This is a genomic window from Curtobacterium sp. 9128 (genome assembly GCF_900086645.1).
In the GTDB taxonomy this organism is placed as follows: domain Bacteria; phylum Actinomycetota; class Actinomycetes; order Actinomycetales; family Microbacteriaceae; genus Curtobacterium.
This window is the reverse complement of sequence record NZ_LT576451.1, coordinates 86,948-104,808: the sequence shown is the minus strand read 5'-3', so window position 1 is coordinate 104,808 and position 17,861 is coordinate 86,948. Positions and strand designations below refer to the sequence as shown.

The following is a 17,861-nucleotide window of genomic DNA, read 5'->3' as shown; positions in this document are numbered from 1 at the left end:
CTGTAGGGACGCGAAGTGACCGGGATCACGCCCACTGGTGAACGGAAGGTGAACGACGGGTTGTCCCGGCGCGGAACGCGCACACGGGTGCGGATCCGGGGGCATGCTCGGGAACAGCGTGCCCAGGAGCGGACGGGAGGCCCGGCTCGCCCGGGCGCGCCGCGGGACCCCGGCGGGTGGCGGGATCGCAGGTCCTGCTCGCGCTGTGCTCCTCAGGCGGAAACCGGGTTGCGGTGCGTCTCCACGGCGACCAGCTGCCCGTCGGCGATGTGCATCACCGAGAAGTCGCCGACCGACAGCATCGCGGCACGACGGAGGTCGAACCGGCCGCTGTCGTCGGCGGTCGCGGTGGCGATGCGCGCGATGATGTCCGGGACGACCGGCCCGTGCGAGCACAGCACGGCGGTCTTCCCCTTCTCGAGCCGCTTGCGCACGACGCCCTTGACGTCGGCCGCACCCTGGTCGTGGGCGTCCTGGCTGATGTCCGGCGTGCTGGAGACACCGAGCTTCGTCGTGTCCGAGAGTGGCTCGACGGTCGCCAGGCACCTGGCGGCCGTGCTGCTCAGGATCTTGCGCGGCCCGAAGGCGGCGACCGGCGACGCCACGGCCTTGGCCTGCGAACGGCCGACGGGCAGCAGCGGACGGGTGGCGTCGGGTCCCTGCCAGTCCGAGCCCGGGATGGTCTTGGCGTGCCGGAGCGTGATGAGCGCGAACGTCCGGTGGTGCCCGACCTCGGCGCGGGCGGCGAAGCGGTCGAGGATCTCGACGTCACGCGCGTACGTCAGGCGGGTGCGGGCCTGGTCGATCGTGACCCACTCGAGCGCGGCGACCTCGTCGTTGGGCCGGAACTCCCCAGCGCGCTCGTACTCCTTGTTCGAGACCCGCGCCGACCAGTAGTGCACGACCTTGTCGCGGCCGTTCGGGAGCACGTACTCCGCGACGCCGAGCGGTGCGCCGAGGTGCACGCGGTAGCCGGTTTCCTCGTGGATCTCGCGCACAGCCGTCGTCGGGACCGCTTCGCCCGGGTCGACCTTGCCCTTGGGGAGGGAGACGTCCTTGTGGTGCTCACGGTGGATGAGCAGCACGAGCGGGACGCCGTCCTGCTCACGCCAGACCACCGCTCCCGCCGCGACGACGGGACCCGTGGGACCGCCGCTCACCGAGTGGAACGCTTCCGCGCAGAGATCTTCCGCATGAGGACATTCTGCACGTCGTCGAGGGGTCGTCCGTCGTCGTCGGTGGAGTGGCGCGTCCACTCGCCGTCCGACTCGAGGTGCCAGGAGCTCGTCGTCTCGGCCATCGCCAGGTCGAAGATCTCCTGGATCTCGTTGACGTGCGCCGGGTCCGACATCCGCACGAGTGCCTCGACGCGGCGGTCCAGGTTGCGGTGCATCATGTCGGCGCTGCCGATGAACACGTAGGGGTCGCCCTCGTTGTGGAACGCGAACGCGCGGGAGTGCTCGAGGTACCGGCCGACGACGCTGCGGACACGGATCGTCTCGCTGACCCCCTCGATGCCCGGCTTCAGGGAGCAGATGCCGCGCACCAGGATGTCCACGGGCACACCGGCCTGGCTCGCCAGGTAGAGCGCATCGATGATCTGTTCGTCCACCATCGAGTTGACCTTGATGCGGATGCCGGAGGGCTTGCCCGCCGCGGCGTTGTCGGTCTCGACCTGGATGCGCTTGAGCAGGCCCTTCCGCAGGTGGAGCGGCGCGACGAGCAGCCGCTTGAACTTCTTCTCGATCGCGTACCCGGAGAGCTCGTTGAACAGGCGCGTGAGGTCCTTGCCCACGGTGTCGTCCGCGGTGAACAGCCCCATGTCCTCGTAGATGCGCGAGGTCTTCGGGTTGTAGTTGCCCGTCCCGATGTGGCTGTAGTGCTTGAGCGTCCCGCCCTCCTGCCGGATGACGAGCACCAGCTTGGAGTGCGTCTTCAGCCCGACCAGGCCGTACACGACGTGCACGCCGGCCTTCTCGAGCTTCCGCGCCCACGTGATGTTGTTCTGCTCGTCGAAGCGCGCCTTGATCTCCACCAGCGCCAGGACCTGCTTGCCGGCGGCCGCGGCATCGATGAGGGCCTCGACGATGGGGGAGTCGCCGGACGTCCGGTAGAGCGTCTGCTTGATGGCGAGCACGTTCGGATCGGCGGCGGCCTGCTCGAGGAACGCCTGGACACTCGTCGCGAAGGACTCGTACGGGTGGTGCACGAGGACGTCCCGCGACGCGATCGCGCGGAACAGGTCCGGCTTCGTGTTCGGCTCGCCCGGCTGGAACTGCACGGGCGTCGTTGGGACGTGCTTCGGGTAGTGCAGGTCGGGGCGGCTGATCTTCGAGATCTCGAACAGGCAGCCGAGGTCGAGCGGCGACGGCAGCCGGTAGACCTCTTGTTCGGTGATGTCGAGCTCGCGGACGAGCAGGTCGAGCGTCACCGGGTCCATGTCCTCGGTGATCTCGAGGCGGATGGGCGGGCCGAACCGACGACGGAGGAGCTCGCGCTCGAGGGCCTGGATGAGGTTCTCGGCCTCGTCCTCCTCGATCTCCACGTCCTCGTTGCGGGTGACCCGGAACACGTGGTGCTCGAGCACCTCCATGCCGGGGAACAGGTCGTCGAGGTGGTTCGCGATGAGGTCCTCGAGCGGGATGAACCGCATGCGGCCGGAGTTGTCGTCCGGCAGCTTGATCAGTCGGGAGAAGTTCTGCGGCACCTTGAGGCGCGCGAACTCCTGCCGCTGCGACTTCGGGTTCCGCACCCGCACGGCCAGGTTGAGCGACAGCCCGGAGATGTAGGGGAACGGGTGCGCCGGGTCGACCGCGAGCGGCATGAGCACCGGGAAGATCTGCTCGGCGAAGTACTCGCGCATCCGGAGCCGGTCGGCCTCTGCCAGGTCGGACCAGTGCTCGATGTGGATGCCGGCGGCGTCGAGGTCGGGCTTCAGTGACCCCATGAACGCCTGCGCGTGCCGGTCCTGCAGCTCGTGCGCCTTCGTCGCGATGTCGCGGAGGACGTCGCTCGGGGCGCGGCCGACGTTCGTGGGCACCGCGATGCCGGTGTCGATGCGGCGCTTCAGGCCCGCGACCCTGACCATGAAGAACTCGTCGAGGTTGGACGCGAAGATCGCCAGGAAGTTGGCGCGTTCGAGCAGGGGCACCGTGCGGTCCTCGCCGAGCTCGAGCACGCGCTGGTTGAACCGGAGCCAGCTCAGTTCACGGTCGAAGTATCGATCCGAGGGGAGGGACTCGTGCTCGATCTCCACGACCTCGTCGAAGTCGTCGAGGTCGGGCGCGACGGAGTCGCCGTCGAGCTGCGGTTCGGTGTCCATGCCCACATCCTGCCACCCGGACGTTTCAGGGAGCGGCGTACTGCACGTCGATCGCGTGCTGCGTGAACCCGGACCGCCGGTACAGCGCGAGTGCGGGTTCGTTGTCGCCCTCGACGTAGAGCGCGGCTGCGGTCAGGTCACGACCTGCCAGGCGGGCGGACCCGGCGCGCATGAGCACACCGCCGAGCCCCTGCCCCTGCAGGTCGGGGCGGACGGCGACGGCGTAGAACTCGCCGATCCCGTCCTCGACCTTGAGCCAGCAGGACCCCGCGAGTTCCCCGTCGGCGTCGCGCAGCAGGATCAGGTCGTCCGGCGAGAACCACGGCTCGGCTTCCCGCGCCCGCAGGTCCTCGAGCGTCATCGAGCCCTGCTCCGGGTGCGACGCGAAGGCCGCGGCGTTGAGGGCGAGCCAGTCCGCCTCGTCGGTGCCGGTCCGGAAGGCGGCCAGCGAGTACCCGGCCGGGAGGCTCTGGTCGGGTGCCGACGTCGGCACCGGTGCGCGCAGCTGCAGCAGCGTCCTGGTGGCGGCCCAGCCGTACCGGGTCGCGATCGCGCGTGCCGCCGGGCTGTCGCCGTGTGCCCAGGCGAGCCGGGGAGCGGCCCCGCCGCCCAGGGCGAGCGCCTGCTCGACGAGCCGGGTCCCGACGCCGTGGCCACGGGCCTCCAGTCCGACGACCAGCTCCAGCTCGCCGTTCCTGACCACCGCGACCCCGTCGGGTTCCTGCAGCACGACCGCGCGCCCCGCGCGCACGTCGACGAGGGTCTGGTCGGAGAACGGCGGTGGTTCGCCGGGAACGGTGAACCGGGCGGGGTCCACCACTACTGGCCCATCAGCCGATCGGCCTCGTCGTCGTAGACGTTGAAGCGGTAGCCGACGTTCCGGACGGTGCCGATGAGTGACTCGAGGTCGCCGAGCTTGGCGCGGAGACGTCGAACGTGCACGTCGACCGTGCGGGTGCCGCCGAAGTAGTCGTAGCCCCAGACCTCGGAGAGGAGCTGTTCGCGGGTGAACACGCGCGACGGGTGCGTGGCGAAGAAGCGCAGGAGCTCGAACTCCTTGAACGTCAGGTCGAGCGGCTTGCCGCGCACCTTGGCCGAGTAGCTCGCCTCGTCGATGACGACGCCGGAGGCCTGGATCTTCGAGCCGGTCTGGTTCTTCGCGGCACGGCCGGCGCTCAGCCGGATGCGGGCGTCGACCTCTGCCGGGCCGGCGCTCTCGAGCACGACGTCGTCGATGTTCCACTCGCTGTTGACCGCGGTGAGGCCGCCCTCGGTGACGACGAGCACGATCGGGGTCGTCGAGCCGGAGGTGGAGAGGATCTTGCACAGCGCCTTGGCGCTGACGAGGTCGGTCCTGGCATCGACGAACATCAGGTCGCTCTGCGGGGCGTTCACCAGCTGCGCGGCTTCCGCCGGCACGTGGCGGATCCGGTGGCTCAGGAGGCCGAGGCTCGGGAGCACGTCCCCGGGCGCAGCCGAAGTGAGTACCAGGAGCTGTGCCACAGGACCTCCAGAACGGATGAGACGTCGTGCGGACATCCTAGTGATGCTCGACAAGCGTCCTCGACGCAGCCTGCAATGATGGGGTGGTGACCGAGCCCGTCCAGCCAGCAGACCAGCGCCGCCTGAAGCTCACGTCCGTGCTGCCCGTCTGGCTGCTGTCGATCGTCGGCGCCGTGCTCGTCCTGACCCTCACCGAGAAGGACTCCTTCGCCTGGCTGCTGCTCGTCTTCGTGGCGTCCGTGCTCGTGAGCTTCGTGCTGCAGCTCATCACCGCGACGAAGGACGGCCTGGTCGAACGGATCAGCATCGCGTCGTCCGGCTCCTTCGTCGTCGTGCTCGTCACCGCGGTGGTGCTCCTGGCGCGTTGACCCGGTGCGCTCCGATGGTGGCCGCGTAGACTCCTGGCATGGATTCGCTGCTTGCGCTCGAGCTGTTCTACGTCGGCCTGTTGGGCCTGGCATCGCTCGCGATCGCGTTCGTCTCGGTGACCGTCGTCGTGAAGCTGTTCAAGGGTCAGCGTTGATCGAACTGCCAGAGGGCCTGGCGCCCGAACTCGTCCCCCTGTCCTGGCTCGTCGGCGTCTGGGAGGGCACGGGTGTCGTCGAGTACCCCGTCGGTCCCGCCGACGCCGACGAACCCGACGTCCGGACGTACGAGTTCGGCCAGCGCGTGAGCTTCAGCCACGACGGCCTGCCGTACCTCAACTACTCGTCCACGACGTGGCTGCTCGACGACGAGCACACGCCGCTCGCGGCCGAGATGGGCTACTGGCGGCTCGACCGTCCGTCCGAGCCGGGCGACCGCGGCCCCGCGATGCTCATGGGCGAGGGCAACGTGCCGTTCACCACGACCCAGAGCGTCGAGGCGCTCCGCAACGCCAACGACGGCTTCGACATCGAAGCGGCGATCATCCACCCGACCGGCGTCAACGAGCTCTACGTCGGGCAGGTCCGCAAGGGCCGCATCGACCTCGCCACCGACGCCGTGATGCGCTCGGCCAACGCGAAGGACTACTCCGCGGCCACCCGCATGTACGGGCTCGTCGAGGGCAAGCTCTTCTGGGCGTGGGACATCGCCGCGCTCGGCCAGGGGCTCACCTCCCACGCCTCGGGGCAGCTCGCGAAGGTCGACTGATGCCCGCCTTCGCCGACCGCGCGGGGTTCGTCGCGTCCGACCTCGGTCCGGCCGCGCACTTCGGCAACCCGCTCGGTGAGCAGCGGCTCCTCGCCCGTGGTTCCGCCGTCGTCGAGCTCGGGCTCGGCGTCGTGACCGTCACCGGTCCGGACCGTCTGTCGTGGCTGAACTCGATCACGTCCCAGCTGCTGCTCGGCCTCGCGCCGGGGACCAGCACCGAGACGCTCGTGCTCGACCAGTCCGGTCGCGTCGAGCACGCCGCCCGCGTGGTGGACGACGGCACGACGACGTGGCTCCTCACCGAGCCGGCCGATGCCGCACCGCTCGCCGCGTGGCTGTCGTCGATGCGCTTCATGCTCCGGGTGGAGGTCGCCGACGTCTCGTCGGACCTCGTCACCGTCGGGTCGTTCGCTCCGGGGCTCGTCCCCGACGCCGCGGTCGAGTGGGTCGATCCGTGGAACACGGTCACGCCAGGCGGGTGGAGCTACGCCGAGCAGCAGGGGCACCCCGGCGCCGACTGGACGCTGCGGATCGCCGTGCTCGACACCACGGCCGCCGACGCCCTGGCCGCGTCGGACCTGCCCGTCGCGGGGCTCCTCGCGCTCGAGGCCCTGCGGATCGCCGCGTGGCGTCCCACGCTTGCTGATGTCGACGAGCGGACGATCCCGCACGAGCTCGACTGGCTCCGGTCCGCCGTGCACCTGACCAAGGGCTGCTACCGCGGGCAGGAGACGGTCGCGAAGGTCCACAACCTCGGACACCCGCCGCGCCGTGTCGTGATGCTGCACCTCGACGGGTCGGACGCCGTACTGCCGGCGTCGGGCACCCCGGTGACGCTCGACGGCGTCGTCGTCGGCAGGTTGGCGGCATCGGCGGTGCACCACGAGCTCGGGCCGATCGGCCTTGCCGTGGTCAAGCGCTCCCTGGACCCCGCCGCGACGCTGACGATCAGCGCGGAGGACGTGGTCGTGACGGCGGCGCAGGAGACCATCGTCCCGCCGGGTGCTGGCGCCACCGCGAACGTCCCGCGCCTGCCCCGCCTCGGCGCCGTCCGCCGCTCGTAGGCCCCGGTCGGGCCGGGTTGCGCCCCCGTACGAACATCGCGCCCGGTCACGAACGGGCGCGATGTTCGTGTACGGGTGCGACGAGGCGTCGTCAGCCCACGGTGAGCGTCGTGATGGAGCGGCTGCCGGCGATCTCCTTGCCGTTGTCCGAGCCGCCGACGTGGAGCAGCGTGCCCGCCGGGCGGTCGTAGACCAGGTCGTAGTCGGTCGTGTCCGGGTTCATCCAGGCGCCGATCCAGCCGGTGGCGGTGGTGCCGTTCGGGACGGTGCCGATCGGCGTGTACCCGGCCTTCGACATCGCGGGGCTCAGGTCATCAGGGTTCGAGAGTCCCAGGCTGACGAGGTCCAGGTTCGCGTCGCGCCGCGTGATCGACACCGCGGACTCCATGACGTCGTTCGAGAACTTCGTACCGGCGGTGACGCGGATCTCGACGAGCACCGGCTTCACACCCCCGGCCGGGGCATCGGCGGGGACGGGGAAGTCCGTCACGATGGCCAGCGGTCGCACCACAGTCCCGCTCACGTCGTCGCGGAGTGTGTCCGCGGTGACGGGGGTGCTCGGCGGCGCCGAGACGGTCGGGGTCGGGCTCGCCGACGCCGAGCGGCGCTGGACGTCCGGCTGCCCAGCGGCGGAGCACCCCGTCAGGGCGACGGCTCCGATCACGAGCCCGGCGACGGCGAAGAGCTGAGTGGTGCGCATGTTCATGCGTCCATCCTGTCAGCGCGGGGCGACGGCCGACCACGGGACGCTGAGCTCGCCGAGGCGCCACCTCGACGTGCCGTGCAGCACCGGCCAACCGCGGTCGCGCATGCCGACGACGGCCGCGAGCCACCGCTGCCGAGGTCCGTACGTGCCGAGGGGAGCGGCGACGGCCCACGACAGATCGAGGTCCCGCAGGAAGTCGTGCACGCGCTCCCCGGGGACGTTCCGGTGGATGAGGGCCTTCGGCAGCCGCTCCGCCACGATGCTCGGGACGTCGAGCCCCGCGAGCCGGAGCGAGACGGTGAACGTCCGTGGTGCGAGTGGGTCGAGCGTCACCCACGACGCGACCCGGCCGACCTCGTTGCAGGTCCCCTCGACGAGCGCGCCGCCCGGTTGCAGCCGGTCCTGCATGATCCGCCACGACTCCACGACCTGGGACTCGTCGTACTGCCGGAGCACGTTGAACGCCCGGATCACCGCAGGCCGACGTCCGCCGGGTGTCGGGGTCTCGAAGCCGCCGAGCCGGAACGTCACCTCGTCGCGAGTGCCGGCGTTCGCCAGTGCGACGCGGGAGGGCTCGATCTCGATCCCGGTGACCTCGACGTCCGGGCGGACGCGTGCCAGACGGTCCCGGAGCTCGAGCGTCGTCGTCGGGCTGGCGCCGTACCCGACGTCGGCGACGAGCGGGTCCGGCGCCTTGCGGAGGGCCGGCAACGACGCGATCCACCGGTCGACGCGGCGGAGCCGGTTGTACCCGGTCGTCCCGCGCGTGACGTTCCCGATCGGCATGCGTCAAGGGTACGGGGGCCACGGCGCTCGGTAGGATCGGAGCATGACCTCCACGCTCGTCCTGCTCCGTCACGGCAACAGTGACTGGAACCAGAAGAACCTGTTCACCGGTTGGGTCGACGTCCGGCTCTCCGAGCTCGGTGAGAGGGAGGCGAAGCGCGCCGGCGAGCTCATCGCCGAGTCCGGCATCGTCCCCGACGTCCTGTACACCTCGCTCCTGACCCGTGCGATCCAGACCGCCGACATCGCCCTGCTCGAAGCGGACCTGGCATGGCTGCCGGTCAAGCGCGACTGGCGTCTCAACGAGCGCCACTACGGCGACCTGCAGGGCAAGGACAAGGCCCAGACGCTCGAGCAGTACGGCGAGCAGCAGTTCATGGAGTGGCGCCGCTCGTTCGATGTCCCGCCGCCCCCCATCGCCGACGACGCCGAGTGGTCGCAGTTCGGCGACCGTCGCTACGCCGAGCTCGGTGACGCGCTGCCCCGCACGGAGTCGCTCAAGCTCGTGATCGACCGGCTGCTGCCCTACTGGGAGTCCGACATCACGAAGGACCTCGGCGCGGGCAAGACCGTGTTGGTCACGGCGCACGGCAACTCGCTGCGCGCGCTCGTCAAGCACCTCGACGGCATCTCGGACGACGACATCGCGGGGCTCAACATCCCGACGGGCATCCCGCTCGTGTACGAGCTCGACGACGACTTCCGCCCGACCGGCCCGTCGCGCTACCTCGACCCCGAGGCCGCTGCCGCCGGCGCTGCCGCCGTCGCCGCGCAGGGCGCCAAGAAGTAGGACGCGAGTCCAGCACCCATCGCGAAAGCGACAGTTCGCCGCGGAAGATCCGCGGCGAACTGTCGCTTTCGCGGAAGAGCGCGGATGACGGGCGACTGCGCGCCTCAGACGAAGTGCGACGCGATCTCCTGCACGAGCTCGCCGACGTCGTACTGCGCCGTGGTGTCGACGCGGACGACCGGTCCGAGGCCGATCGGTCCGGCGGTGGGGCCGTGCTCGTCCCAGAACGCCAGGATGTCCGCCAGGTCGCCGTGCACCTCGTGACGCACGGGTGAACCCGGGTCGTACCGGTCCGTCAGCCGTTCCACGGCGGTCGCGTGGTCGACGTCGCACCACACCTCGACGGCGCGCGGCGACCCTGCGGAGGCGAGCCCGGCCTCCAGGAAGGCGCGGTCACGGGACGGCAGCCAGACGGCGTCGAGGACGACCCCGTTCTCCACCGCTCCGGCCATCGCCCACATCGTGGTCATCGCGATGGCGCCGAGCGGACGCGAGGCGATCATCGGGCCGGCGATGTCCGCCAGCGGTTCCTTGATCCGGTCCTTCGAGAGGAAGGGGCAGCCGAGCACCTCGGCGAGGGCGGCGCCGACCGTGCTCTTGCCGGAACCGGGCATGCCGTTGACGATGATCGCGACCTGGGCCATGCCACGATCCTGGCAGAGAACCTTCGGTCAGACGTTGGCGTTCGCGCCGGCCCAGTCGCCCGTCGCCAGGTACTGCACCTTCTTCGCGATCGACACCGCGTGGTCCGCGAAGCGCTCGTGGTACCGGGACGCGAGGGTCGCGTCCACGGTGTCGACCGGCGCCCCCTTCCAGGTCTCGCCGAGCACGAAGTCGAACACGCTGGCGTGCAGCTCGTCGACGGCGTCGTCCTCGTCGCGGATCTCCTCGGCGAGCTGGATGTCCTCGGTGGCGAGCAGGCGCGTGAGCTTCTGTGCCATCGCGACGTCGTGCTGGCCCATCTTCTTGAAGGTGCCGCGCAGGCCCTTCGGGACGACCTTCTCCGGGAAGCGCTGGCGGGCGAGCTGCGCGATGTGCTCGGCCATGTCGCCCATGCGCTCGAGCGAGGAGCTGACACGGAGGGCGGTCACGACGACGCGGAGGTCACGGGCGACGGGAGCCTGGCGGGCGAGGATGTCGATCGCGACCTCGTCGAGGTTGTTCGCCGCCTCGTCGATCTTCGCGTCGTCGGCGATGACCTCTTCCGCGAGGGCGACGTCCGACTCGGTGAAGGCCTCGGTGGCCCGGGTGATCGCGGACTCGACGAGCCCGGCGATCTCGGTCAGACGCTCCTGGACGTCCTGGAGCTCCTGCTGGAACACTTCGCGCATGGGGGATTGCCTCTCTGATGCGTACCGGGAGAGTGTCGAGTGCCCAGGTGAACGAACGGTGACCTGCGACTGAACGCTTCGCGATCCTCCGGGCGACGGCCCGCGAACGCGGGTGAACGGCACCGGAACCCCTCGTGACCACTCCTACACTGACGGCATGGACAACGCGTGGCTCGTGCCACTGTCGATGCTCCTCGGCGGGGTCTTCGGCGCGGGAGTCGTCGGACTCATCATCACCGCCGAGCGCACGGCACGGGCAGCCGACGTCGCCGAGCGGACCCTGCCGGACGGCGTCGCAGCGGTCATCGCGACGATGCACAACCCGGCCGTGGTCGTCGACCCGTCGAACACCGTCGTGGCCGCGTCGCCCCAGGCACTGACGATCGGACTGGTCGTGCGGCGCCGGCTCGTGCACGACGAGCTGCGTGCGCTCGTCGACCGCGTGCGCTCGAGCGGCGAGATGGGCTCGGAGGACATGGAGCTCCCGCGTGGCCGTCGCGGGGAGCTCGTCGGGTACCTCAGCTTCCGGGCCGCCCAGCTCGGGAACCGCTACGTGCTCGTGACCGCGGACGACCTCACCGAGTCCCGACGCATCGACGAGGTCCGCCGGGACTTCGTCGCCAACATCTCGCACGAGCTGAAGACCCCGATCGGCGCGATCGGCCTGCTGTCGGAGACCCTCATCGCCGCGGCCGACGACCCGGTGCACGTGAAGAAGTTCGCCGCGCAGCTCGTGACCGAGTCCGAGCGGCTCGGTGCCCTCACGAAGGACATCATCGAGCTGTCCAGACTGCAGTCCGTCGACACGCTGGACACGAGCGAGGAGACGTCGATCGACAAGGTCGTGCAGGCCTCGATCGACGCAAACGAGGTCGTCGCCCGCGCCCGCGACATCGAGCTGGTCCGGGCGAAGAAGTCGAAGCTCCGCGTGATGGGCGACCCCGGTCTCCTGCAGGTCGCGGTGTCGAACCTCATCGCGAACGCGATCAAGTACTCCCCGGACAACACCCGCGTCGGCGTCGGTGTCCGGAGCAGCAAGGGATTCGTCGAGATCGCGGTGACCGACCAGGGCGTCGGCATCCCGGAGGCCGATCTCGACCGGGTGTTCGAGCGGTTCTACCGCGTCGACCCAGCACGGTCGCGGGCAACAGGGGGCACCGGCCTCGGACTCGCCATCGTGAAGCACGTCGTCGGCAACCACGGCGGCGACGTGCGCGTGTGGTCCCAGCCCGGCAAGGGCTCGACCTTCACGATCCGCCTGCCGGAGGCGGACACCGAACTGACAACAGCACTCGAAGAGCAACTGGAAGAGCAGCCATCGTGACCAAGATCCTCATCGTCGACGACGAGCCGGCCCTGAGCGAACCCCTGGAGTTCCTCCTGCAGCGCGAGGGGTACGAGACCTCCGTTGCAGCGGACGGCGTGACCGCGCTGTCGAAGTTCGACGCGGAGAACCCCGACCTCGTCCTGCTGGACCTCATGCTCCCGGGGCTCTCCGGCACCGAGGTCTGTCGGCAGATCCGCACGCGGTCGAACGCCCCGATCATCATGCTGACGGCGAAGGACTCGGAGGTGGACATCGTCGTCGGGCTCGAGCTCGGTGCCGACGACTACGTGACGAAGCCGTACTCGACCCGCGAGCTCCTGGCACGCATCCGCGCGGTGCTCCGCCGTCGCACCGAGGACGACCCCGCCGACAGCGGCATCCTGCAGGTCGGCGGCATCAAGATGGACGTCGAGCGCCACACGGTGTCGGTCGACGGGTCCGAGACGCCGATGCCGCTCAAGGAGTTCGAACTCCTCGAGCTGCTGCTCCGGAACGCCGGCCGGGTGCTGACCCGCGGGCAGCTCATCGACCGCGTGTGGGGCTCCGACTACTTCGGCGACACGAAGACCCTCGACGTGCACATCAAGCGGATCCGATCGAAGATCGAGCGGGTGCCGTCCGCGCCCGAGGTGCTGGTCACGGTGCGTGGTCTGGGGTACCGGATCGAGGCCTGACGGCCTGGCAACGCATTGGAGGCCCGGTGCCGGTCCGTCGGACCGGCACCGGGCCTCCAGTGCGTGCGTGGGCGCGTCGGTGCGTGACGCGTCGTCGCGTTACGGGTTGATCGGGGTGTCCGTCGGGGTCGCCGACGGCGTCTCGACGGGGAGGGTGATCTCCGACGTCGGCGTCGAGGTCGGGGCGAGGGTCTGGTACTCCTCCTGCGAGCTCGTCAGGACGGGGACGCTGCCGGAGACGCCCTCGGCGCCCGGGTACGAGAAGTAGACCTTCACGAGCGACCCGGGGGTGACCTTGGCGTCGGCGAAGTCGAGGGTGTCGTGCTTCTTGTCGTTCGCGAGGTCGACGTGCGAACTGGCCGGCACGTCGACGGTCTCGGTGTCGCCGCCGATCTCGACCGAGACGGTGATGTCGTCGGTGTCGCTGTTGTTGATGAGCGTGCCGATGAAGCGTGCGTCGTCGCCCGAGTCGGAGATGAGCAGCGCGTTGCGGACGTCGATCTTGCCCGTCGTCACGTTGACGCCGTCGGTGATCTGCTTGATCGTCTTGGTGTCCTGCGGCGTCCAGAACGCGCAGCCGGATGCGCCGATCGCGATGGTTGCCGCAACGGCGACGGACACGAGTACCCGAGCTCGCAAGAGATTCCTCCGAAGATCACGATGCGCCAGCCGAGCGGCTCGCGCGGCCTCCATCCTACCGATCACCTGGGAGTGCTCGCGGTTAGGCGCCCCTTACCCGAATTTTCCTTGTGGTAAACTGGGTGTTGCGGAACGGAGCTTGATACATGCAATTCGAGGTCGGCGAGACCGTCGTCTACCCCCATCACGGGGCGGCAACCATCTCTGAAGTCAAGACGCGAGTCATCAAGGGCGAGGAAAAGGTCTACCTGAAGCTGCGTGTCACGCAGGGTGACCTGACGATCGAGGTACCGGCGGACAACGTCGACCTGGTCGGCGTCCGGGATGTGATCGGCAAGGAAGGCCTCGACAAGGTCTTCGAAGTGCTGCGCGCACCGTTCACGGAAGAGCCCACGAACTGGTCTCGCCGCTACAAGGCGAACCTCGAGAAGCTCGCGTCCGGTGACGTCATCAAGGTGTCGGAGGTCGTTCGTGACCTGTGGCGCCGCGACCAGGACCGCGGTCTCTCGGCTGGTGAGAAGCGCATGCTCGCCAAGGCCCGTCAGATCCTGATCTCCGAGCTCGCGCTCGCGGAGAAGACCGACGAGGACAAGGCATCCACCGTCCTCGACGAGGTCCTCGCTTCCTGATCGCCCCGGATTGAGCAGCAGCCCCTCGACGACCCCACTGACCGACACGGTCTGTGGGGTCGTCGTCGTTGCGGCAGGGTCTGGCACCCGGCTCGGGCTCGAGACGCCGAAGGCCTTCGTGCCCGTCGCCGGGTCGCTGATGCTGGAGCGTGCACTGTCGCCGTTGTTCACGCTGGCGACGCCGACGTTCGTGGTCGTGGTCGCCCCGGCCGCGCTGCTCTCCGAGTGCTCGGACGTGGTCGCCGCGGTGGCCGGCCCCGCTGTCGGGTACACGGCCGTCGTCGCGGGCGGGGCCGATCGGCACGCGTCGGTGCAGGCGGGTCTCCAGGCGCTGCCGGCGTCGGTCGAGACGGTGCTCGTGCACGACGCTGCCCGCTGTCTGACGCCGGCTGCACAGTTCGAGGACGTGTTCGCCGCGGTGGCCGCGACCGGGGACGGGATCATCCCCGCGCTGCCCGTCACCGACACGGTCAAGCAGGTGTCCGGCGACGTCGTGGTGTCCACCGTGGACCGGTCGGCGCTCGTCGGGGTGCAGACCCCCCAGGGCTTCCCGCTCGCCGCGCTCCGGGAGGCGTACGCGGTGTCGACGCAGTCCGAGACCGACGACGCCGGGGTCTTCCAGGCAGCTGGTGGCACCGTGCGGTTCGTCCCCGGCGACGCCGACGCGTTCAAGATCACGACGCCGTGGGACCTGCGCCGGGCCGCTGCCGTGGTGTCGGAGCGCACCGGAGCCGCTCGAGACGTCCGGGTCGGGCTCGGCGTCGACGTGCACGCGTTCGACGCCGATGCGGTCTGCCGGGTCGGACTGCTCGAGTTCCCCGGCGAGCAGGGGCTCGCCGGGCACAGCGACGGGGACGCCGTGGCGCACGCGGTGTGCGACGCGCTGCTCTCCGCCGGGGGACTCGGGGACATCGGCGGACGGTTCGGCACGTCGGACCCCGCGTACGCCGGAGCGACCGGCGACGTCTTCGTCCGCGGTGCGGTGTCCGCGCTCGCATCGGCCGGCCTCGTCCCGACCTCGGTCACCGTGCAGGTGATCGGCAACCGCCCGCGGATCGGTGCTCGGCGGACCGAGATGGAAACCGCGCTGTCCGCGGTCGTCGGAGCGCCCGTCGCGGTGTCCGGCACGACGACGGACGGGCTCGGGTTCACCGGTCGTGGTGAGGGGCTCGCGGCGATCGCGACGGCACTCGTCCGGGCCGACCGCTCCGTCTAGGGTTGAGGCGTGACCGTTCGCCTCTACGACTCCCGTGCCGCAGACGTCGTCGACCTCGTCCCGCTGGTCGACGGACAGGTGAGCATGTACGTGTGCGGACCGACGGTGCAGTCGTCGCCGCACATCGGGCACCTCCGCTCGGCCCTGGTGTACGACATCTGGCGCCGCTGGCTCACCCACCGCGGGTACCGCGTGACGCTGGTCCGGAACGTCACGGACATCGACGACAAGGTGCTCGACCTGGCCGCCGGGACCGACGAGCCCTGGTGGGCGCGGGCGTACCGCGTCGAGCTCGAGTTCACCGCCGGGTACACCGCGCTCGGCATCCTGCCGCCCACGTACGAGCCCCGCGCCACCGCCAGCATCCCGCAGATGCAGGACATCATCGCCCGCCTCATCGAGCGTGGGCACGCCTACCCGGCCGCCGACGGCTCCGGGGACGTCTACTTCGACACCGGGAGCTGGGCGTCGTACGGCGCCCTGACCCGCCAGCGTCGCGAGGACATGGTCGAAGCCGCGGACGCCGACCCCCGCGGCAAGCGGGACGCCCGTGACTTCGCGCTCTGGAAGGGCGCGAAGGACGGCGAACCCACGACGGCGAGCTGGGACTCCCCGTGGGGAGCCGGCCGTCCGGGTTGGCACATCGAGTGCTCCGCGATGTCCCGGCGGTACCTCGGGCCGGCGTTCGACATCCACGGCGGCGGGCTCGATCTCCGGTTCCCGCACCACGAGAACGAGCTCGCCCAGTCCACGGCCGCCGGCGACCCGTTCGCGACGTACTGGCTGCACAACGGCCTCGTGACCGTCGGCGGGCAGAAGATGTCGAAGTCGCTCGGCAACTCGATCTTCGCGGCGGACTTCCTCGGGTCCGCGCGGCCGATCGTCGTCCGCTACTTCCTCGGCGCCGCCCACTACCGGTCGACGATCGACCACCACGAGGGGTCCCTGGGCGAAGCAGAGGCAGCACTCGACCGGATCGACGGCTTCCTCTCGCGAGCGGCGTCGCGACTCGAAGGCGTCACGCTCGCCGACGCCCCGGACGTCCCGGACGCGTTCGCCGCAGCGATGGACGACGACCTCTCGGTGCCGCAGGCGCTCGCCGTCCTGCACGAGACCGTCCGCGCCGGGAACGCCGCGTTGGACGCCGACGATGCGGATGCGCTCGGGACCGCGTACCATCAGGTGGCTGCGATGGTGGAGGTGCTCGGCATCGACCCGCGAGCGACTCACTGGTCCGGTGCCGGTCAGGACCCCTCCGCCGCACCGCTCGCCGCCCTCGTCGAACGCCTCGTGCAGGAGCGTTCCGACGCCAGGGCGTCCCGGGACTTCGCCACGGCCGACCGTGTGCGCGACGACCTCGCGGCCGCGGGCATCACGATCGAGGACACCTCGGCCGGAACACGCTGGAGCATCGCCTGACCACGGCAGTGCCGAACAGGAGAGAACCATGAAGAACGTCTCGGGCAACAAGAAGGGCCGTCCCGGTGCCGTGCGCTCCGGGCGCAAGGGCAACAAGCAGGTCGGCTCCGGCGGCCAGGGAGCGCAGGCGCTCGAGGGGCGCAAGCCCACCCCGAAGGCGGAGGACCGCCCGTACCACCCCGCCGGCAAGCGCAAGGCTGCCAAGGAACGGTACGACGCCGCTCGTGGTCGGCACGGTGCGTCGAGCGCGCCGTCGAACCGCACCGGGCGTCCGCCGCAGCGCAAGAGCGACGACTCGGAGCTGGTGACCGGGCGCAACTCCGTGCTCGAGGCCCTGCGCACCAAGACCCCGTCGACGACGCTCTACATCGCCGCCCGCATCGAGGTGGACGACCGCGTCAAGGAGATCCTGGCGCTCGCCAACCACCGCGGCGTGCCGATCATGGAGATCATGCGCCCGGAGCTCGACCGCATCACCGGGCACGACAGCGTGCACCAGGGCGTCGCGCTCAAGGTCCCCGCGTACGAGTACGCCGTGGCCGAGGACGTCGTCGAGCGCGCGTTCTCCCGCGACGAGGTGCCGCTGATGGTGGCGCTCGACGGCATCACCGATCCGCGCAACCTCGGTGCGATCATCCGGTCCACCGCGGCGTTCGGCGGCCACGGCGTGATCGTGCCGCAGCGGCGGTCGGTCGGCGTGACGGCCTCGGCGTGGAAGACCTCCGCCGGTGCCGCCGCCCGCACCCCCGTCGCGATGGCGCCGAACCTCACGCAGACGCTCAAGTCGCTCAAGTCGATGGGGCTGTTCGTGCTCGGCCTGGCGGGCGACGGCGACGTGCAGCTCGACGCGCTCGAGCTCGCCGACCGGCCGATCGTCATCGTCGTCGGTTCCGAGGGCAAGGGCCTGTCGCGGCTCGTCACCGAGACCTGCGACGCGATCGTGTCCATCCCGATCTCGTCGGCGACGGAGTCCCTCAATGCGGGCATCGCCGCGAGCGTCACCCTGTGGGAGGTCGCCCGCCGCCGTCGCGCGGAGTAGGGCGCAGCACCGAACGCACTGGAGGCCCGGTGCCGGTCCGACGGACCGGCACCGGGCCTCCAGTGCGTTGCTCACCGCCCCGTCCGAGTGGTCGCGACACCCCGTGGGCGTGCCGCCGAGTGGTCGCGGAACGCCGCTTCTCGACGCTCCGGCCGACGGCTCCTGGCCACTCGGCGGAACCGGGCGGGGTGTCGTGACCGGTGGGCGCCGCGGGGGCGCGGCGGGCTCGGTGGGCGCGACGGGGCGCGGCGGGCGACGCGGGGCGCGGCGGGGCGCCGCGAG

At 70.4% G+C, this 17,861-nt stretch carries 19 protein-coding genes; 10 read left to right on the top strand and 9 right to left on the bottom strand.

Annotated features, from left to right (window positions below; all coding sequences use genetic code 11):
* Window positions 1-212 precede the first annotated feature (212 nt).
* From QK288_RS00520 to QK288_RS00505, 4 genes are read right to left on the bottom strand one after another with little or no spacing between them, the layout of a single operon-like run.
* The gene (locus QK288_RS00520; RefSeq protein ID WP_281265883.1) at window positions 213-1,160 is read right to left on the bottom strand and encodes an NUDIX hydrolase; all 948 of its coding nucleotides are present in this window, start codon (window positions 1,158-1,160) and stop codon (window positions 213-215) included.
* Window positions 1,157-3,322 carry an RNA degradosome polyphosphate kinase gene (locus QK288_RS00515; RefSeq protein WP_281265882.1) on the bottom strand — a complete coding sequence of 722 codons (2,166 nt, stop codon included), beginning with the start codon at window positions 3,320-3,322 and terminating at the stop codon, window positions 1,157-1,159. The genes QK288_RS00520 and QK288_RS00515 overlap by 4 nt, the downstream gene beginning before the upstream one ends.
* Window positions 3,323-3,347: 25 nt before the next feature.
* Window positions 3,348-4,142 (bottom strand): mycothiol synthase, encoded by a 795-nt coding sequence (gene mshD / locus QK288_RS00510; protein ID WP_281265881.1) that lies wholly within the window; start codon window positions 4,140-4,142, stop codon window positions 3,348-3,350.
* Window positions 4,142-4,825 carry a response regulator transcription factor gene (locus QK288_RS00505; protein ID WP_281265880.1) on the bottom strand — a complete coding sequence of 228 codons (684 nt, stop codon included), beginning with the start codon at window positions 4,823-4,825 and terminating at the stop codon, window positions 4,142-4,144. Before QK288_RS00505 ends, mshD begins: the two co-directional genes overlap by 1 nt.
* Window positions 4,826-4,911: 86 nt before the next feature.
* On the opposite strand from QK288_RS00505, the gene QK288_RS00500 reads away from it, so the two are divergent.
* From QK288_RS00500 to QK288_RS00490, 3 genes are all read left to right on the top strand, one after another.
* On the top strand, window positions 4,912-5,193 hold the full coding sequence (locus QK288_RS00500; RefSeq protein WP_281265879.1) for a hypothetical protein: 282 nt from the start codon (window positions 4,912-4,914) through the stop codon (window positions 5,191-5,193).
* 151 nt (window positions 5,194-5,344) lie between these two features.
* Window positions 5,345-5,959 carry an FABP family protein gene (locus QK288_RS00495; protein WP_281265878.1) on the top strand — a complete coding sequence of 205 codons (615 nt, stop codon included), beginning with the start codon at window positions 5,345-5,347 and terminating at the stop codon, window positions 5,957-5,959.
* Window positions 5,959-7,023, top strand: a complete 1,065-nt coding sequence (locus QK288_RS00490; protein ID WP_281265877.1) for a folate-binding protein — start codon at window positions 5,959-5,961, stop codon at window positions 7,021-7,023. Before QK288_RS00495 ends, QK288_RS00490 begins: the two co-directional genes overlap by 1 nt.
* A 91-nt stretch (window positions 7,024-7,114) precedes the next feature.
* Here the strand turns inward: QK288_RS00490 and QK288_RS00485 are convergent, their stop codons facing one another.
* Both QK288_RS00485 and QK288_RS00480 read right to left on the bottom strand, forming a co-directional pair.
* Window positions 7,115-7,729, bottom strand: a complete 615-nt coding sequence (locus QK288_RS00485) for a hypothetical protein (protein ID WP_281265876.1) — start codon at window positions 7,727-7,729, stop codon at window positions 7,115-7,117.
* A 12-nt stretch (window positions 7,730-7,741) separates the two neighbouring features.
* On the bottom strand, window positions 7,742-8,515 hold the full coding sequence (locus QK288_RS00480; protein WP_281265875.1) for a class I SAM-dependent methyltransferase: 774 nt from the start codon (window positions 8,513-8,515) through the stop codon (window positions 7,742-7,744).
* Between the two features lie 43 nt (window positions 8,516-8,558).
* On the opposite strand from QK288_RS00480, the gene QK288_RS00475 reads away from it, so the two are divergent.
* Window positions 8,559-9,305, top strand: coding sequence for a phosphoglyceromutase (locus tag QK288_RS00475; RefSeq protein ID WP_281265874.1), 747 nt, complete (start codon window positions 8,559-8,561; stop codon window positions 9,303-9,305).
* Window positions 9,306-9,409: 104 nt separating this feature from the next.
* Here QK288_RS00475 and QK288_RS00470 read toward each other — a convergent pair whose 3' ends face one another.
* Window positions 9,410-9,949, bottom strand: coding sequence for an AAA family ATPase (locus tag QK288_RS00470; RefSeq protein WP_281265873.1), 540 nt, complete (start codon window positions 9,947-9,949; stop codon window positions 9,410-9,412).
* 27 nt (window positions 9,950-9,976) lie between these two features.
* Window positions 9,977-10,636, bottom strand: coding sequence for a phosphate signaling complex protein PhoU (gene phoU, locus QK288_RS00465; protein ID WP_281265872.1), 660 nt, complete (start codon window positions 10,634-10,636; stop codon window positions 9,977-9,979).
* 157 nt (window positions 10,637-10,793) lie between these two features.
* On the opposite strand from phoU, the gene QK288_RS00460 reads away from it, so the two are divergent.
* A complete protein-coding gene (locus QK288_RS00460; RefSeq protein WP_281265871.1) occupies window positions 10,794-11,960 on the top strand; it encodes an ATP-binding protein in 1,167 nt (388 codons plus the stop codon).
* Complete coding sequence (locus QK288_RS00455) at window positions 11,957-12,637, top strand: response regulator transcription factor (RefSeq protein WP_281265870.1); 681 nt, start codon at window positions 11,957-11,959, stop codon at window positions 12,635-12,637. Before QK288_RS00460 ends, QK288_RS00455 begins: the two co-directional genes overlap by 4 nt.
* A gap of 99 nt (window positions 12,638-12,736) precedes the next feature.
* Here the strand turns inward: QK288_RS00455 and QK288_RS00450 are convergent, their stop codons facing one another.
* Window positions 12,737-13,258 (bottom strand): hypothetical protein, encoded by a 522-nt coding sequence (locus QK288_RS00450; RefSeq protein ID WP_281265869.1) that lies wholly within the window; start codon window positions 13,256-13,258, stop codon window positions 12,737-12,739.
* Window positions 13,259-13,422: 164 nt separating this feature from the next.
* On the opposite strand from QK288_RS00450, the gene QK288_RS00445 reads away from it, so the two are divergent.
* The 4 genes from QK288_RS00445 to rlmB are packed head-to-tail and all read left to right on the top strand — an operon-like array spanning window position 13,423 to window position 17,579.
* On the top strand, window positions 13,423-13,905 hold the full coding sequence (locus QK288_RS00445; RefSeq protein ID WP_017888066.1) for a CarD family transcriptional regulator: 483 nt from the start codon (window positions 13,423-13,425) through the stop codon (window positions 13,903-13,905).
* Between the two features lie 10 nt (window positions 13,906-13,915).
* Window positions 13,916-15,121 carry a 2-C-methyl-D-erythritol 4-phosphate cytidylyltransferase gene (gene ispD, locus QK288_RS00440; protein WP_281265868.1) on the top strand — a complete coding sequence of 402 codons (1,206 nt, stop codon included), beginning with the start codon at window positions 13,916-13,918 and terminating at the stop codon, window positions 15,119-15,121.
* A gap of 9 nt (window positions 15,122-15,130) precedes the next feature.
* Complete coding sequence (cysS, locus tag QK288_RS00435) at window positions 15,131-16,540, top strand: cysteine--tRNA ligase (protein ID WP_281265867.1); 1,410 nt, start codon at window positions 15,131-15,133, stop codon at window positions 16,538-16,540.
* Between the two features lie 28 nt (window positions 16,541-16,568).
* Complete coding sequence (gene rlmB, locus QK288_RS00430; RefSeq protein WP_281265866.1) at window positions 16,569-17,579, top strand: 23S rRNA (guanosine(2251)-2'-O)-methyltransferase RlmB; 1,011 nt, start codon at window positions 16,569-16,571, stop codon at window positions 17,577-17,579.
* Window positions 17,580-17,861: the final 282 nt, after the last annotated feature.

Excerpts from the sequence above, each read along its gene's own strand:
- phoU (WP_281265872.1), bottom strand. The coding sequence starts at position 10,636 with ATGCGCGAAGTGTTCCAGCAGGAGCTCCAGGACGTCCAGGAGCGTCTG.
- QK288_RS00460 (WP_281265871.1), top strand. The coding sequence starts at position 10,794 with ATGGACAACGCGTGGCTCGTGCCACTGTCGATGCTCCTCGGCGGGGTC.
- QK288_RS00480 (WP_281265875.1), bottom strand. The coding sequence starts at position 8,515 with ATGCCGATCGGGAACGTCACGCGCGGGACGACCGGGTACAACCGGCTC.
- rlmB (WP_281265866.1), top strand. The coding sequence starts at position 16,569 with ATGAAGAACGTCTCGGGCAACAAGAAGGGCCGTCCCGGTGCCGTGCGC.
- QK288_RS00470 (WP_281265873.1), bottom strand. The coding sequence starts at position 9,949 with ATGGCCCAGGTCGCGATCATCGTCAACGGCATGCCCGGTTCCGGCAAG.
- QK288_RS00485 (WP_281265876.1), bottom strand. The coding sequence starts at position 7,729 with ATGAACATGCGCACCACTCAGCTCTTCGCCGTCGCCGGGCTCGTGATC.
- QK288_RS00490 (WP_281265877.1), top strand. The coding sequence starts at position 5,959 with ATGCCCGCCTTCGCCGACCGCGCGGGGTTCGTCGCGTCCGACCTCGGT.
- QK288_RS00515 (WP_281265882.1), bottom strand. The coding sequence starts at position 3,322 with ATGGACACCGAACCGCAGCTCGACGGCGACTCCGTCGCGCCCGACCTC.
- QK288_RS00475 (WP_281265874.1), top strand. The coding sequence starts at position 8,559 with ATGACCTCCACGCTCGTCCTGCTCCGTCACGGCAACAGTGACTGGAAC.
- QK288_RS00445 (WP_017888066.1), top strand. The coding sequence starts at position 13,423 with ATGCAATTCGAGGTCGGCGAGACCGTCGTCTACCCCCATCACGGGGCG.